The organism is Burkholderia sp. PAMC 28687 (assembly GCF_001577465.1).
Classification (GTDB): Bacteria; Pseudomonadota; Gammaproteobacteria; order Burkholderiales; family Burkholderiaceae; genus Caballeronia.
Genome location: NZ_CP014505.1, coordinates 1,426,240 through 1,441,042, shown reverse-complemented (window position 1 = coordinate 1,441,042; position 14,803 = coordinate 1,426,240). Strand labels below are relative to the sequence as shown.

Sequence of the window (14,803 nt, the reverse complement as noted above, 5' to 3'; positions counted from 1 at the left end):
TTAACCACGTGCGATGTCCCTGTCTCTCGTTTCCGGCAAGGTGAAGTACAGAACGATGAAACAGAGCAGCGAGACCCCGGCGAGATACCACGCGGGAATGTTCGGGTTGTGAGTGAACTGGATCAACGCAGTGGCTATGAACGGTCCCGGTCCGGCGAGCACCGCCAGCGCAATGTTGTGACCGAGTGCAGCGCCTGTCGAACGGATCGAGGCGGGAAACACCTCCACGAGCAACACCACATCCATGACCGCCGTCACGGCAACGAGGGCGGCGAGCACGACCAGACCCACGAGAATCGCCGCAACATTGCCGGTGTTGAGGAGCAAGAAGATTGGATAGGCCAGTACGGTAAGACCGAGCGCCGACGCGAGCACCATCGTGCGTCGTCCGATGTGGTCGGACAGTCGTCCCACCAAGGGCTGGAAAATCGTGTACAGGACCAGTGAGATGCTGCATAGCCAGAGGGACGTGGACTTTGGCAATCCGACCGTCTGCGTCAGATGGTTGTTGGCGTACGTGATGAAGTAGTAGAGCGACACGCCAAAGAGTGCCGAGAACGCGAGCGTCATCACCATGGCTTTCGCGTATTCGCCGCGCGCCGGTGGCGCGGTTGCGTGGCTCGCGCGTTGGCGTTGCACTTCTTCGTACACCGGGGTGTCGCCCAGGCGTCTGCGGATGTAGATTGCCACCGCTGTCATGAAGACGGACGCGACGAAGGGCATGCGCCATCCCCACGACGCCACGGCGGCCTCCGGCAGCGACACCGAGATAACGGCAGCGATAAACGTGCCGCACAGGAACGCCGCGCCGGCCGTTCCCGTGATGACGCTAGCAGCCGTCGCACGCCGGTTGCGGGGCGCACTTTCGACCATGTAGATGCCCGCGCTCGACCATTCGCCGCCGACCATCATCCCCTGCACGAAGCGCAGCAGCACCAGCAACGCGGGCGCGGCAAGACCGAGCGTGGCGTAGCCCGGCAACAGGCCGATCAGCGTGGTCGACAAACCCATCCCGAAGACGGTGATGATCAACACTGCACGCCGTCCAAGCCGGTCGCCGAGCGGTCCGAGCACAAGCGCGCCGAACGGACGCGCCAGAAAACCCACGGCGAACACCGCAAGGGACGAGAGCAGCGAGACGCCCGGCGCCGCCAATGGAAAGAAGGTCCTGCCGATAATCGCCGCGAAGTAGCCGTAGATCGCGAAATCAAACCACTCCATGAAATTGCCGATGCCGACCGCAATCGCCCGCTTGCGTAGGTCGACACCTTGTTCGGCTACCGCTTGGGTGGCCAGCGTGCTATCCATCGTTATCTGTTTCATCCCGAACTCCCGAAAATTGCAGTTGCATGACTGAGTGGCCTCAGTGTAGAAATCGGGAACGGATTCAATCAAACGAGTGTTAAAAATGACCATCATTAATGTAGCTAATATCAGCCGGATGGATCTGAACCTGCTGGTTGTGTTCCAGTGCCTCATGAACGAGCGCAGCGTGACGCGTACCGCGGAGATCCTGAGCTTGACGCAGGGTGCGGTCAGTTCGTCATTGAAGCGGCTACGGGAACAGTTCGGCGATGACCTGTTCGTCAGGGGCGCCGGTGGTATGACGCCGACACGCCGTGCACTCGAACTCGCACCGAAGGTGAGCGAGGCGCTCGGCGCGGTCTCCACGTTGATCGACGGGCGCAGGCAATTCGCCGCCGAAACCTCTCGCCGCGTGTTCAACATTGCAATGTCGGACGACATCGAGAGTTGCGTGTCGCCGATGCTGGTCAACGAGGCGCAGTCGCGCGGGCTATCGGTTGGTTTCGCGTTCCACCAGACCAACAGCTCGCTATGGAAGTCAGTATTCGACGAGCGCGACGTGGACCTTGTGCTTTGCTCAGAGCCGAAAGCGTTCAGCTCGCGTTATTCGTCGCAGATCCTGTTTTCGTCGTCGTACTCGTGTCTCTACGATGGCGTGCGGTTGAATCTGAAAAGCCCGATCACCCGCGACGAATATCTTTTGCATCACCACGTGCGCGTGTCGTTCGACGGCCGCCGTGGCTTCGTTGACGATCTGCTGGAAAACGAGGGTATCGCGCGCAGGGTCTCGGCGTCGTTTACTCATTTCTCAGGCATGCTCGCAACGCTTGTTTATAGCGATGCCATTGCCACGCTGCCGACCTTTGCGGCTCATGCTTACGCGCGCATTGCGCGCTTGACGGTGAGTCCGGTGCCCATCACCGTGCCGGCCTTTCGCGTATTCATGATCTGGAAGGCAGCGCAGAACGACGATGAGCAAAATGCGTGGCTTCGTTCTTTTGTGATCGACACGACGCGGGAGTTGCAGTTCGCGGGCTCCTATGGGATTGCGGGCTCGCCGCGTAGGAAAGGTGCCAAAGCGCCCACGACCAAACTGCGCAGTTGACCGCTTGTATTCAGGACTTCGAACGTAAAAATTCGATAGTACGGATATGCTCAGACCCACATCAATAACGCCAGAAAACGTCCTGCAGCTTTCGTGTGCAATGCTCTCGGGTGAGCGCAAGCATCATCAGGATCCGGGCCTTGTGCGCAGGCTGATCGTCAGTTACCAGCCAGTCGTATAGGTCATCGGGCTGGGCGGCATTACGAATGACTACGCCTCCTCCCGTGCGCGAACCGCGAACCACGTGGATGCCGCGCTTTCTCGCCTCGACCAGAGAAGCGACGATCGAAACCGCCACATTGCCGTTCCCTGTTGCAGCATAGATGACCGCCTTTACGCCTGAGTCGAGTATGGCGCGTACTATCGCGTCGTTCATGCCGCCATGCGCGTAGACGACGCCGACATGGGACAGCGCTTCGATCTCGTTGATCGACCATTCGCTGTCCACCGTATGGGGACGTGCCGGCAGCCGGTAAAAGACCGGCTTGCCTTCGACGACAAATCCCAAGGGTCCGTAAGGCGACTTGAACGCGTCCTGCTTGAAGGTATTCGTCTTGACGACGTCGCGCGCTGTGTGGATCTCGTCGTTCGAGACGACCAACGTGCCTTTGCCGTGTGCAAGCCGGCTCGCAGCCACGACTATCGCGTTGTACAGGTTGAGCGGTCCGTCCGAGCTTAGGGCGGACGGCGGACGCATGGCACCGACCACGACAACCGGCTTTGGGCTCTTGAGCGTCAGATGGAGGAAATAAGCCGTTTCATCGATAGTGTCGGTGCCATGCGTGACCACGATGCCGTCAATGTCGTCACGTTCCAGGAGCGACGCAATGCGCTTTCCCAACTGCAGCAGTTGCACGTTGCCGAAATTCTCGGAACCAACCTGAAATAGCTGTTCAGTCGTGATGTCGGCTAGCGAATCCGCGACTGGCAGATCAGCTAGGATGTCGTCGATAGACAGCACCGAACAATCATATGCCGAGGTGTTGACCGGCGAGGCGCCTCGACCTGCGATCGTTCCGCCCGTGCCAATCAGTACGATCCTCGCTTTCTGTCGCGCAGCCGCTGCGGTATCGCGCGTCATGGGTGTGCGCTCAGGTTGAACATCGAGCAATCGAAGGCCGTGGGGCGTTGCGCGATCAGATCGTCCAGTAACTGCGCGCACCCCGTCGCGAGTGTGAAACCGAGCGCGCCCTGCCCGACGTTGAGCCACAGATTCTTGATCGGCGTCGAGCCAACGATAGGCATTCCACCTGGCGTAGCGGGTCTTGATCCGGCCCATTCATCGGCGGCGGCATAGTCACCAGCCCGCGGGAAGACCGCCTCCGACTCAAGGCGTAACGTATCAAGCCGACGACGGTTAAGCGCATTTGAATAACCCGCTAAATCAGCCATTCCCGCCACGCGCATGCGCCCATCCAGCCTCGCGTACACGACCTTGCGGGCGAAATCCGTCACGCTGATACGGGGTGCAATACCGCCGGACCTGATTGGAACCGTCAGGCTATATCCTTTCAACGGGTACACCGGCACATCGATACCAGCCGGCCTCAACAACTTCGTACTGCCGCAACCCAACGCAACGACGATCTGTTCACCGGGCAATCTGCGTGCCCCGGCCCACGCTTCGACACGTCCGCCCGGCGCGTGCTTCAACGCGCTGACATCGGCTGAAAATTCGAAGACCACGCCGCGCCCGCGCAGCAACTTTTCGAGGCTCAAACAGAATCGATAGCAATCCGCCGTGTCTTCGCTGGCGGTGTAGATGCCGCCGGCGATCTCGTGACGAATGGATTCCAGCGCGGGCTCAATGCGAACGCATGCTTCCCGGTCGAGCGGCAGCTGCTCGCAGCCGAGCGTGCGCTGGAACTCCAGCAAACCCAGCGCCGACCCGAACGCTTTCGCATCCCGATGCATGACCAGCTTGCCGGAACGGGCATAGTCGAAATCAAGCAATGGTTCGTTGTCCACCAGCTTGTGCATCAGCGAACGGCTGAGAAAAGACAGTGCAAGCAAGTGCCGCGTCGATTGCAAACTTCTCTGACGCGTGCACGCCCTCAAGAACTGGAAACACCAGCGCCATAAGGCAGGGTCCGCAGACGGACGAAAACGCATTGGCGAGTCGTGGCGCATCAGCCAGCCAGGAATCTTCGACAGGACACCCGGACCGGCGAGCGGCGCAACGTAGCTGTACGAAAGTTGCGCGCCGTTTGCATAGCTCGTTTCCAGGCCGACTTGCGAACGGCGGTCGACAACTGTCACGTGATGACCCGACGCATTCAGGTAATAAGCGGTTGTCAAGCCGATCACGCCGGCGCCCAGAACAGTGATTTCCATGATGCTCACATTTTCACTACGGTGAGGAGCGTCTGCTTGCCGCCTTTGTAGTCATACAAGGAGATGGCGCCCTGCTTCAGATCGCCATGTGCGTCGAACTGTGTGCGTCCCAGCACGCCTACGAAGTCCGCACCCGGCATCGACGCAAGAATGTCCGCGGCTTTGACCGAGCGGGCGCGCTTCATTGCATCGACGATGATATACACCGCGTCGTAGGCGAACGGCGCGTTGAGTTGAACATGCTGATGAAACCGGGCTTCATAGCGCTGCTCGAAAGCGGGACCATCCGGCATTTTTTCGAGCGGCATGCCGGCGATCGAGCACACGACGTTATCGGCAGCTTCGCCTGCGAGTTTCGCGAGCGAATCGGCGCACAAGCCGTCGCCACCCAGCACGCGGGCGCCGATCGCAAGCTGGCGCGCCTGTTTCGCGAACGGGCCTCCCGTGGCGTCCATTCCGCCATACATGATGATGTCCGGATGTTCGCCCTTGACCTTGGTGAGGATCGAACGGAAGTCGACCGCCTTGTCGTTGGTCGCGTCGTGCGAGAGGACCGTCAGACCCAGCACCTTCGCCTGCTTTTCGAACTCGTTGGCAAGCCCCTGACCGTAAGCGGTTGCGTCGTCCACGATCGCGACTGACTTCGCCCCGAGCGTTTTCTTCGCGTAATCGGCCAGTGCCGGGCCCTGCTGTGCATCGGTTGCAACTACCCTGTAAGCGGTCTTGAATCCTTGCTGTGTGTAGATCGGATTCGTAGCCGAAGGAGATATCTCGACGATACCCGCATCGCTATAAATTTTCGAAGCCGGAATCGTGGTTCCCGAATTCATATGCCCGACAACGGCGACAACCTTGTCATCGACGAGCTTCTGCGCGATCTGCGTTCCCTGGCGCGGGTCAGACGCGTCGTCCTGTGCATCCAGTTCGAGCGTCACTTTCTGGCCGCCGATCACAAGTCCCTTTGCATTGATCTCCTCTACCGCGAGACGGGCGCCGTTTTCGGTGTCCTTGCCCCATTCGGCATTCGCGCCGGTCAACGGCGCCGCATGTCCAATTTTGACAACTTCATCTGCAAACGCGCTGGCAGAGCCGAGCACGATCAGGCTTGCTCCAATTCGGGCAAACAGACTGCCGGGATTTCTGGTCGACATGAGACTCTCCTGTTTTATTGCATGGCTTTGAAGGTATCGCCGCGGTGCTCGGCTGGAATCAACGGGCACGTTCGACAGGACCGACTTTAGGATCGATAAAATCGCCGGCATTGCACCAAACCGCAAGAAAATAGAAGAAACGCGACACGCCGGTCGGACTCGTTCGCCGGCTCTTATACTTGGGTTCATCAGCGGCTTGAGGGAAGGTCATGGTTACAGAGAGAACACCGTCCGATGGCCGGGAACTTGTCGACCGGCTCGACCGCGCCTGTTTGAAGCGCGACACCCATCCTTCCCGGGCGGGCGCCGAACTGAATATCGGTTTTTTACTTTGGCCCAGCTTCCCGTTGCTCTCACTAGCCGGTTTCTGCGACGCATTGCGCCATGCTGCGGACCTTGGTGACCAGAGCAGGCCTTTACGATGCACATGGACGCTGCTCGGCACGTCCGCTACAACCGTGGAAGCGAGTTGCGGCGTGGCCGTGCCCGTCCAGGCGGTAGACGGGTCGCCGCGTCAATTCGATTACCTCGTCGTGATCGGCGGGCTGCTGCCTAAACTCGAACAGGTCGACCGGCGCTACTGGGACTATTTGCGCGAGGCGGATGCCAGCGGCGTGCCGTTGATCGGCATGTGTACCGGCAGTTTTGTACTGGCGCACGCCGGCCTGATGCAAGGCCGCGTGGCGTGCGTCCATGCGTTCCATCTTGAAGACTACAAAACGATGTTCCCGAACATGCCGGTCGTCGCCAATTCAGACTATTTGATCGATGGCAACCGCATCACATGCGCCGGCGGGGTCTCTGTCCTTGAACTGGCAACGCGTCTGATCAGCCTGCATTGCGGCCCGGACAGGGCCTCCAAGGTGATCCATCAAATGACGGTCAGCCGTCTGGGCGGCACGTCGTTCGTGGAACGCCGCAAGGCGTTAGGCTATCTGGCGGTAGGTGATTTGCTGGTGCGGCACGCGATCGTGCTGATGGAAGAAAACCTGGAGGCGCCGCTCAATATCACGGTGATCGCGAAGATGGCCGGGACTAGCGTCAGGCAACTCGAGCGCAACTTCCTGACAGAAACAGGGATGTCGCCGAAGGAGTTTTATCGGACGATGCGACTGCGCTACGCGCGCTGGCTGCTGCTCAACACGACGAAGCGCATCACGGTAATCGCTTACGAATGTGGCTTCGCTGACTCCGCGCATTTTATTCGCGGCTTTAAAGAGATTTATGGCGTGACACCGGGCAAGCTGAAGGCTTCTCTGGAAGCGCGTTTGTCCTGAGGCAAACACGCAGCGATGCGTCTATTGAGCCAGGATATCAACAACTATCAAACTTAAGAACTGGCGGCACCACGGCGGACGTCCCGAGCCGATTTCCAGCCAATAAAAAACCCGCAGAGCTTGTCGCCATGCGGGTTCTAGATACTTCTCTGCACTTCTTCAGGCTGCCTTGGACGTCTTGCAAAACGGTGGTGGGTGCTGAGAGGCTCGAACTCCCGACCTACGCCTTGTAAGGGCGCCGCTCTACCAACTGAGCTAAGCACCCCGCTTCGCAAACTTCGCAATACCGCGTGGGTTTCTGCCGGGTTTAAACTGGTTTAAACCGTTCCGTACCCAGCGAGTCCGCTAGTTTAGCGCATCTTTTAGTGCTTTGCCAGCCCGAAATTTAGGAACCTTTGCGGCCTTGATCTTGATCGCGTCGCCCGTTCGGGGATTGCGGCCCGTGCGTGCCGTGCGCTTGCCGACCGCGAACGTTCCGAAGCCCACAAGCGTCACCGAACCGCCCTTTTCCAGCGTAGTCTTCACGCCGCCGATCACCGCTTCGAGCGCCCGTCCGGCTGCTGCCTTCGATATATCCGCCTGCTGCGCGATATGGTCGATCAATTCCGTCTTGTTCATTGTGATCCCCCGAAAATGGTTTGTGATTGGGCGATGCAAAAGAGCGATTCACTGCTTTGAGCACAGGCCGTGAGCCATATATGCGGCGGTCATTAGAAGTAGCCGAAACACGCGTGTCAACCGGGATTGAGCCTGATCCCGCCGACACTTCTTCATCTCGGACGCGCAACAAAAAACCCGCGGGGGGCACCCGCGGGTTTCGACTTTCTCAACCGGCAACCAACCTCAATGCTTGACGAAGTCACCCGTTGCCGGCGCGTCCTTCTTGTCGGCCACGGCCGGCGTTGCAGGCTTCGCTTCTTCCTCCGGCAATGCCGCGGGGACACGTTCGAGCGCAAGCTCGAGCACCTTGTCGATCCAGCGAACCGGAACGATTTCGATCGCGTTCTTCACGTTGTCCGGAATCTCGGCGAGATCCTTCGTGTTTTCCTCGGGGATCAGCACGAGCTTGATGCCACCGCGATGCGCCGCGAGCAACTTCTCCTTCAATCCACCGATAGGCAACACTTCGCCACGCAACGTGATTTCGCCGGTCATCGCCACATCAGCGCGAACGGGAATGCCGGTGAGCACGGACACGAGCGCCGTCGTCATCGCAATACCGGCGGACGGACCATCCTTCGGAGTCGCGCCTTCAGGCACGTGGATGTGGATGTCCTTCTTCTCGAACGCTTCATCCGATACACCCAGACGACGCGAACGCGAACGCACCACCGAACGTGCAGCCTCGACCGATTCCTTCATCACGTCGCCAAGCGAACCCGTGCGGATGATATTGCCCTTACCCGGCATGACTGCAGCTTCAATGGTCAGCAAATCGCCGCCCACTTCCGTCCACGCGAGACCCGTTACCTGACCGACCTGGTTCTCCTTCGCGGCCAGACCAAAGTCGGTCTTGCGCACGCCGAGGAACGTATCGAGATTGCTGCCGTCGACCTTGACCGCGCCATCTGCCTTCTTCAGCAGAAGCATCTTCACGACCTTGCGGCAGATCTTCGACATTTCGCGTTCGAGCGAACGAACGCCGGCTTCACGCGTGTAGTAACGAATGATGTCGCGGATTGCTTCTTCCGTGAGATCCATCTCGCCCGGCTTCAGGCCGTTGTTGCGCGTTTGCTTCGGCAACAGGTACTTCTGCGCGATGTTGACCTTCTCGTCCTCGGTGTAACCCGAGAGGCGAATCACTTCCATCCGGTCGAGCAACGGCGGCGGGATGTTCAGCGAGTTCGACGTCGCCACGAACATCACGTCCGACAAGTCGAAGTCCACTTCAATGTAGTGATCGGCAAACGTATGGTTCTGTTCCGGATCGAGCACTTCGAGCAAAGCGGAAGCCGGGTCGCCGCGGAAATCCATGCCCATCTTGTCGACTTCGTCGAGCAGGAAAAGCGGATTGCGTACGCCGACTTTCGCAAGGCTTTGCAGGATCTTGCCGGGCATCGAACCAATGTACGTGCGACGGTGACCGCGAATCTCGGACTCGTCGTGCACGCCGCCGAGCGCCATACGCACGAACTTGCGGTTCGTTGCACGAGCGATCGACTGACCCAGCGAGGTCTTGCCAACGCCCGGAGGCCCGACGAGACACAGGATAGGCGCCTTGACCTTCTCTACACGCTGTTGGACCGCAAGGTACTCGAGGATCCGTTCCTTGACCTTCTCCAGGCCAAAGTGATCTTCATCGAGTACGCGTTCCGCATTCGAGAGGTCATTGTTGACCTTGCTCTTCTTGCGCCACGGCAAACCAATCAACGTATCGATGTAATTGCGCACGACGGTCGCTTCAGCCGACATCGGCGACATCAGCTTGAGCTTCTTCAGCTCGGCGTCGGCCTTCTTCTTGGCTTCCTTCGGCATGCGTGCGTTGGTGATGCGTTTCTCGAGCTCCTCGAGATCTGCACCTTCCTCGCCTTCGCCGAGCTCCTTCTGGATCGCCTTGACCTGTTCGTTCAGGTAGTACTCGCGCTGGCTCTTCTCCATCTGACGCTTTACGCGACCACGGATACGCTTTTCGACCTGAAGGATGTCGATTTCGGCTTCGAGCTGCGCAAGCAGATGTTCGAGGCGCTCGACGACCGGGAGCATCTCAAGAATGTGCTGCTTCTGGTCGAGCTTCAACGGCAGATGCGCCGCGATGGTATCGGCCAGACGACCCGCTTCATCAATACCCGACAGTGACGTCAGGATCTCGGGAGGGATCTTCTTGTTGAGCTTCACGTACTGATCGAACTGCGACACGATCGCGCGGCGCAACGCTTCGGTTTCCGCGCTGTCGGCATGGTCGGGTTCGAGCGGCATCACGTCGCAGGAAAATTGCGTTTCCTGTTCTTCGATCGTGAGCGTCTTCGCGCGCTGCAAACCTTCCACGAGCACCTTAACGGTACCGTCGGGAAGCTTCAGCATTTGCAGGATGTTTGCGATACATCCCACTTCGTACATGTCTTTTTCGGTCGGCTCGTCTTTGGCGGCGGTTTTCTGTGCAACAAGCATGATGTGCTTGCCGCCTTCCATCGCAGCTTCGAGGGCCTTGATCGATTTGGGTCGTCCGACAAAGAGCGGAATCACCATGTGCGGGAAAACGACTACGTCACGCAGCGGGAGCAGCGGGAGCGTAATGCGTTCCTGCGGGAGGAGTTGGGTTCCTGACATTTTCATTTCCCCAGTAGTGGAATCAGTTCAGTCGTAAATAAGGCCGTCAAAATGGATTGCAAGCCTTAAGCGTGTGGGAAAAGATCAGTGAATCGAAAAAATTCGCCTCAGTAACGTGTCAGTAACGTCCACAAGATATCCGAAAAATAAACAAAAAGCCGTTCACGTTGCCATGAACGGCTTTTCGCCGACACACAGCCCAACTTTAGTTAGAACCTGCTACCTTCGGTGTATCTTCATAAATCAACAGCGGCTTGCCGTCGCCGTCGATTGTGTTGTCGTCCACGATAACCTTGCTTACGCCCTTCATGGTCGGCAACTCGTACATCACATCCAGCAACGCCTGTTCCAGAATGGAGCGCAAACCACGCGCGCCCGTCTTGCGGCGGATTGCCTTGAGCGCAATCGCCTGCAACGCGGCGGGACGAATCTCCAGATCCACCCGTTCCATGTTGAACAGCTTGTGATACTGCTTCACCAGCGCGTTCTTCGGCTCGGTCAAGATCTTGATCAGCGCATCTTCGTCCAGCTTGCCGAGCGTGGCGACCACCGGCAAACGGCCGATCAGCTCAGGAATCAAACCGAACTTGATCAGATCTTCCGGTTCCACTTCGCGCAGCACTTCGCCCGCGTCGCGATCAACCTTGCTCTTTACGCTAGCACCAAACCCGATGCCTGTCTTTTCCGTGCGGTCGATAATGACCTTTTCCAGGCCATCGAACGCGCCGCCGCAAATAAACAGGATGTTGGTGGTGTCGACCTGGATGAAGTCCTGGTTCGGGTGCTTGCGCCCGCCCTGTGGCGGCACTGAAGCCATCGTGCCTTCAACAAGCTTCAGCAGCGCTTGCTGGACGCCTTCGCCCGACACGTCGCGCGTGATGGACGGGTTATCCGACTTGCGGCTGATCTTGTCGATTTCGTCGATGTAGACAATCCCGCGCTGGGCCTTGTCGACTTCGTAGTTACAGTTCTGCAGCAGCTTCTGAATAATGTTCTCGACGTCCTCGCCGACATAACCCGCTTCCGTGAGCGTGGTTGCGTCTGCGATAACGAACGGAACGTTCAGCATGCGCGCGAGCGTTTGCGCGAGCAGCGTCTTGCCCGAACCCGTGGGTCCGATCAGCAGAATGTTGCTCTTTGACAACTCGATATCGTCTTTCTTCTCGAGATGCTTGAGACGCTTGTAGTGGTTATAAACCGCCACAGCAAGAATGCGCTTCGCGCGGTCCTGACCGATCACGTACTGGTTCAGGATTTCGCTGATTTCCTGCGGACTCGGCAAATCTGATTTCGTCAGGCCGGCCTCTTCCGCCGCGCCCGCTGCCTCGTCGCGAATGATTTCGTTGCACAAGTCGATGCATTCATCGCAGATGAATACGGAAGGACCGGCAATCAGCTTCTTGACCTCGTGCTGGCTCTTGCCGCAGAACGAGCAATACAACAGCTTTTCGCTGTTCGAACCTTTCTTGTCCGCCATGGATGTGTGAGCCTCCGGACACTCGATTACATAATACGCCGCTCAATTCACCCGCGCAGAAACGGCACGTGCACCAGGTGAAAGCGTGTGTGGCGTGTGCTTTAACGCCATTTCGCGCGTCGGCTCCAGCATGGTGTGCCGGGCTTCCTTGCTGCGTTGCCGCTGCGAATCAGACCGCTGCACAGCACTGATCCGCAACGCCTACTTAATGAAACAGTCGGCTGGACCGGTCATTCCCGAGTCCGGCGCGTTACAACTCAGGGACGCTTGTGAAGAACCTGGTCGACAAGACCGTAAGCCTGCGCGTCATCGCCCGACATGAAATTGTCGCGGTCGGTGTCGCGCGCGAGACGCTCCACCGGCTGGCCGGTATGGTGCGACAGCAACTGATTCAGACGTTCCTTCAGGTACAGGATTTCCCGCGCCTGAATTTCGATATCCGATGCCTGCCCACGCGCGCCGCCCAGCGGCTGGTGAATCATCACGCGTGCATTCGGGAGCGCCACGCGCTTGCCCTTGGCGCCTGCTGCCAACAGGAAAGCGCCCATGCTTGCGGCGAGGCCCATGCACAGCGTGGCGACGTCGGGCTTCACGAACTGCATGGTGTCGTAGATCGCCATGCCAGCCGATACCGAACCGCCCGGGCTGTTGATGTACAGGCTGATGTCCTTGTCAGGATTTTCGCTTTCGAGGAACAGCAACTGCGCGACAACCAGGTTGGCCGTCTGGTCGTTCACTTCCCCGACCAGGAACACGACACGTTCTTTCAGCAGGCGCGAGTAGATGTCATAGGCACGTTCGCCGCGGCCGCTAGTTTCGACAACCATCGGCACCAGACCCAGCGCCTTGGTTTCGAAATCATGCGGCGCGTTTGACGCGAGCGAGTCCAGTAATTGAGCGCGATAGGTCATGCAATTTCCTTGTTCGGAATAGGGATACTGAACGACAAGCAACATCCTTGGATAAGGCCAAACACGGTGACTTGCAATGACTTGCAAACCCGGCGCCGAAAACGTCGATCCTGCACAAACGCAAAAAAGGCGTGCCGGCCCGTCACCCCGACGGCCCTGCACGCCTTTCCGACGCTGCTTACGCTTGCGCCGTCGCGCTGGCCAACTCTTCGAAGCTTACTTCCTTGTCCTTCACTCGTGCCTTGCCGAGCACGAATTCGACGACGTTGCTTTCCACGACGTACGCTTCCATCTCGGCGAGGCGCTGCTGGTTCGAATAATACCAGCGGACGACTTCCTTCGGGTCCTCGTAGCTTTTCGCGAATTCGTCGACTTCAGCACGGATCTGTTCCGGCTTTGCCTGCAGGTCGTTTGCCTTGACCAGTTCGGCCAGAACCAGGCCCAGCTTGACGCGGCGTTCAGCCTGTTCCACGAACATTTCTGCGGGGATCGGCGCGTCGGCTGCGTTCGGCACGCCGCGCTGTTGCAGATCCTGACGCGCCATTTCCACCAGACGTTCCTGATCCTGCTCGACCAACGCCTTCGGCACGTCGAGTTCGGAGATCTTCAGCAGCGCGTCCATGACCTGATTTTTCACGATTTGCTGCGTGCGGCGCTTGGCTTCGCGCTCCAGGTTGTCCTTGATCTCGCCGCGCATCTTGGTGATGTCGCCATCTTCCACGCCGAGCGACTTGGCAAAGTCAGCGTCGATTTCCGGCAGATGCGGCCATTCGATCTTCTTCATGGTGATCGTGAACTGAGCCGTCTTGCCGGCCACGTCCTTGCCGTGATAATCGTCCGGGAACTTCAGGTCGAATTCCTTCGACTCGCCTACCTTCAGGCCGAGCGCCGCGGTTTCGAATTCCGGCAACATGCGGCCTTCGCCCAGCACGAAGGTGAAATCTTCGGCGCTGCCGCCTTCGAACAGCACGCCGTCCAGCTTGCCGACGAAGTCCATGGTCACTCGATCGCCGTCCTTGGCCGCCGTGTCCGCACCGCCGTCACCGTGCTCGCCACCTTCGCCGCGAGCGTGGAAGTGAACGCGCTGCTTGCGCAGGATTTCAAGCGTGCGGTCGATCTCGGCTTCCGAGATGGTCGTCACCGTACGCTCGATTTCGGCCGTCGCGACGTCGCCGACCTTCACTTCCGGGTACACCTCGAACGTGGCGTCGAACGCATAGTCTTGAGCGACCTCGCCTTCAGCCACCTTCGGTGCGAAGCTCGGCTGGCCTGCAACGCGCAGGTTTTCCGTGCGCGTGACGTCGAAGAATTCCTTGCCGACCTTGTCGCTCAGCACTTCGGCTTCGACCTGGCCCTGGTACTGCTGCGTGACCATCTTGAGCGGCACCTTGCCCGGGCGGAACCCTGGCATGCGCACGTTCTTCGCCAACTGACGAATACGCGAGTCCACTTCCTTTTGCACCGTATCTTTCGGCAGGGAGATCGTCACACGGCGTTCGAGCTTGCCGAGGTTTTCAACAACGTTAGCCATGGCTTCTATCGTCCTAGAGTAAATCGAGTATTCGGGTTCGTGTATCGGGTCAATTCTTGTTCGATCTCGCGCCGCGTAAGGCGCTCGGCGTCTCGCGGTTCCTGAATGCGGCTCCTGAAATGCCAGCGGCTCGCAGAAGCGTTCAGCAAGCCGGACAGGAAACCGCTAATTCAACCGCTTGTGCAACCGTTCACGCCGGTTTGAGTCAACACAGCCAAACATTTTACCAAACTATTTGCAAGCATCACGCCGGTTCGGGACTCGGGGGTGCAAATACAGTCTAAACGGACCTGTTTTCGCGGTTTTTAGGTGGGTTTCTCAAGTAGGACGCGCCGCTGCGGGCAGGTTTTGAATCCGCGCGCACTGGCGCCTTACGCCGCTCTCCCGCAGCCCTTCCATTTCCCGTGCGCATTGGAAGCATGCGCAGGATGCATAAGGTTTGATT

The 14,803-nt window shown here is 58.7% G+C and carries 11 protein-coding genes and 1 tRNA gene; 2 read left to right on the top strand and 10 right to left on the bottom strand.

Going from position 1 to position 14,803, the window contains the following annotated elements:
• A complete protein-coding gene (locus AX768_RS06665) occupies positions 1–1,323 on the bottom strand; it encodes an MFS transporter (protein WP_061999297.1) in 1,323 nt (440 codons plus the stop codon).
• Between the two features lie 85 nt (positions 1,324–1,408).
• On the opposite strand from AX768_RS06665, the gene AX768_RS06660 reads away from it, so the two are divergent.
• Positions 1,409–2,410 (top strand): LysR family transcriptional regulator, encoded by a 1,002-nt coding sequence (locus tag AX768_RS06660; protein ID WP_082778763.1) that lies wholly within the window; start codon positions 1,409–1,411, stop codon positions 2,408–2,410.
• Positions 2,411–2,471: 61 nt separating this feature from the next.
• Here the strand turns inward: AX768_RS06660 and AX768_RS06655 are convergent, their stop codons facing one another.
• The 3 genes from AX768_RS06655 to AX768_RS06645 are packed head-to-tail and all read right to left on the bottom strand — an operon-like array spanning position 2,472 to position 5,895.
• Entirely contained in the window at positions 2,472–3,491 is a 1,020-nt protein-coding gene (locus AX768_RS06655; protein WP_061999296.1) for an asparaginase, read from the bottom strand.
• Positions 3,488–4,744 carry a D-amino acid dehydrogenase gene (locus tag AX768_RS06650; RefSeq protein WP_062000831.1) on the bottom strand — a complete coding sequence of 419 codons (1,257 nt, stop codon included), beginning with the start codon at positions 4,742–4,744 and terminating at the stop codon, positions 3,488–3,490. The genes AX768_RS06655 and AX768_RS06650 overlap by 4 nt, the downstream gene beginning before the upstream one ends.
• Before the next feature lie 5 nt (positions 4,745–4,749).
• The gene (locus AX768_RS06645) at positions 4,750–5,895 is read right to left on the bottom strand and encodes a branched-chain amino acid ABC transporter substrate-binding protein (RefSeq protein ID WP_061999295.1); all 1,146 of its coding nucleotides are present in this window, start codon (positions 5,893–5,895) and stop codon (positions 4,750–4,752) included.
• A 209-nt stretch (positions 5,896–6,104) separates the two neighbouring features.
• On the opposite strand from AX768_RS06645, the gene AX768_RS06640 reads away from it, so the two are divergent.
• Entirely contained in the window at positions 6,105–7,172 is a 1,068-nt protein-coding gene (locus tag AX768_RS06640) for a GlxA family transcriptional regulator (RefSeq protein ID WP_061999294.1), read from the top strand.
• A 189-nt stretch (positions 7,173–7,361) separates the two neighbouring features.
• Here AX768_RS06640 and AX768_RS06635 read toward each other — a convergent pair.
• The 6 genes from AX768_RS06635 to tig form a co-directional block, all read right to left on the bottom strand.
• Positions 7,362–7,437: transfer RNA gene (locus tag AX768_RS06635), tRNA-Val, on the bottom strand.
• Positions 7,438–7,517: 80 nt separating this feature from the next.
• Positions 7,518–7,790: an HU family DNA-binding protein gene (locus AX768_RS06630; RefSeq protein WP_056353185.1), complete on the bottom strand. Its 273-nt coding sequence runs from the start codon at positions 7,788–7,790 to the stop codon at positions 7,518–7,520.
• Between the two features lie 225 nt (positions 7,791–8,015).
• Complete coding sequence (lon, locus tag AX768_RS06625; protein WP_062000830.1) at positions 8,016–10,439, bottom strand: endopeptidase La; 2,424 nt, start codon at positions 10,437–10,439, stop codon at positions 8,016–8,018.
• A 205-nt stretch (positions 10,440–10,644) separates the two neighbouring features.
• Positions 10,645–11,916 (bottom strand): ATP-dependent Clp protease ATP-binding subunit ClpX, encoded by a 1,272-nt coding sequence (gene clpX / locus AX768_RS06620; protein ID WP_056353183.1) that lies wholly within the window; start codon positions 11,914–11,916, stop codon positions 10,645–10,647.
• A 257-nt stretch (positions 11,917–12,173) separates the two neighbouring features.
• On the bottom strand, positions 12,174–12,827 hold the full coding sequence (clpP, locus tag AX768_RS06615) for an ATP-dependent Clp endopeptidase proteolytic subunit ClpP (protein ID WP_056353750.1): 654 nt from the start codon (positions 12,825–12,827) through the stop codon (positions 12,174–12,176).
• 178 nt (positions 12,828–13,005) lie between these two features.
• Positions 13,006–14,358: a trigger factor gene (tig, locus tag AX768_RS06610; RefSeq protein ID WP_061999293.1), complete on the bottom strand. Its 1,353-nt coding sequence runs from the start codon at positions 14,356–14,358 to the stop codon at positions 13,006–13,008.
• Positions 14,359–14,803 lie beyond the last annotated feature (445 nt).

Excerpts from the sequence above, each read along its gene's own strand:
- AX768_RS06630 (WP_056353185.1), bottom strand. The coding sequence starts at position 7,790 with ATGAACAAGACGGAATTGATCGACCATATCGCGCAGCAGGCGGATATA.
- lon (WP_062000830.1), bottom strand. The coding sequence starts at position 10,439 with ATGTCAGGAACCCAACTCCTCCCGCAGGAACGCATTACGCTCCCGCTG.
- AX768_RS06640 (WP_061999294.1), top strand. The coding sequence starts at position 6,105 with ATGGTTACAGAGAGAACACCGTCCGATGGCCGGGAACTTGTCGACCGG.
- clpP (WP_056353750.1), bottom strand. The coding sequence starts at position 12,827 with ATGACCTATCGCGCTCAATTACTGGACTCGCTCGCGTCAAACGCGCCG.
- AX768_RS06650 (WP_062000831.1), bottom strand. The coding sequence starts at position 4,744 with ATGGAAATCACTGTTCTGGGCGCCGGCGTGATCGGCTTGACAACCGCT.
- AX768_RS06655 (WP_061999296.1), bottom strand. The coding sequence starts at position 3,491 with ATGACGCGCGATACCGCAGCGGCTGCGCGACAGAAAGCGAGGATCGTA.
- AX768_RS06645 (WP_061999295.1), bottom strand. The coding sequence starts at position 5,895 with ATGTCGACCAGAAATCCCGGCAGTCTGTTTGCCCGAATTGGAGCAAGC.
- tig (WP_061999293.1), bottom strand. The coding sequence starts at position 14,358 with ATGGCTAACGTTGTTGAAAACCTCGGCAAGCTCGAACGCCGTGTGACG.
- AX768_RS06665 (WP_061999297.1), bottom strand. The coding sequence starts at position 1,323 with ATGAAACAGATAACGATGGATAGCACGCTGGCCACCCAAGCGGTAGCC.
- clpX (WP_056353183.1), bottom strand. The coding sequence starts at position 11,916 with ATGGCGGACAAGAAAGGTTCGAACAGCGAAAAGCTGTTGTATTGCTCG.
- AX768_RS06660 (WP_082778763.1), top strand. The coding sequence starts at position 1,409 with ATGACCATCATTAATGTAGCTAATATCAGCCGGATGGATCTGAACCTG.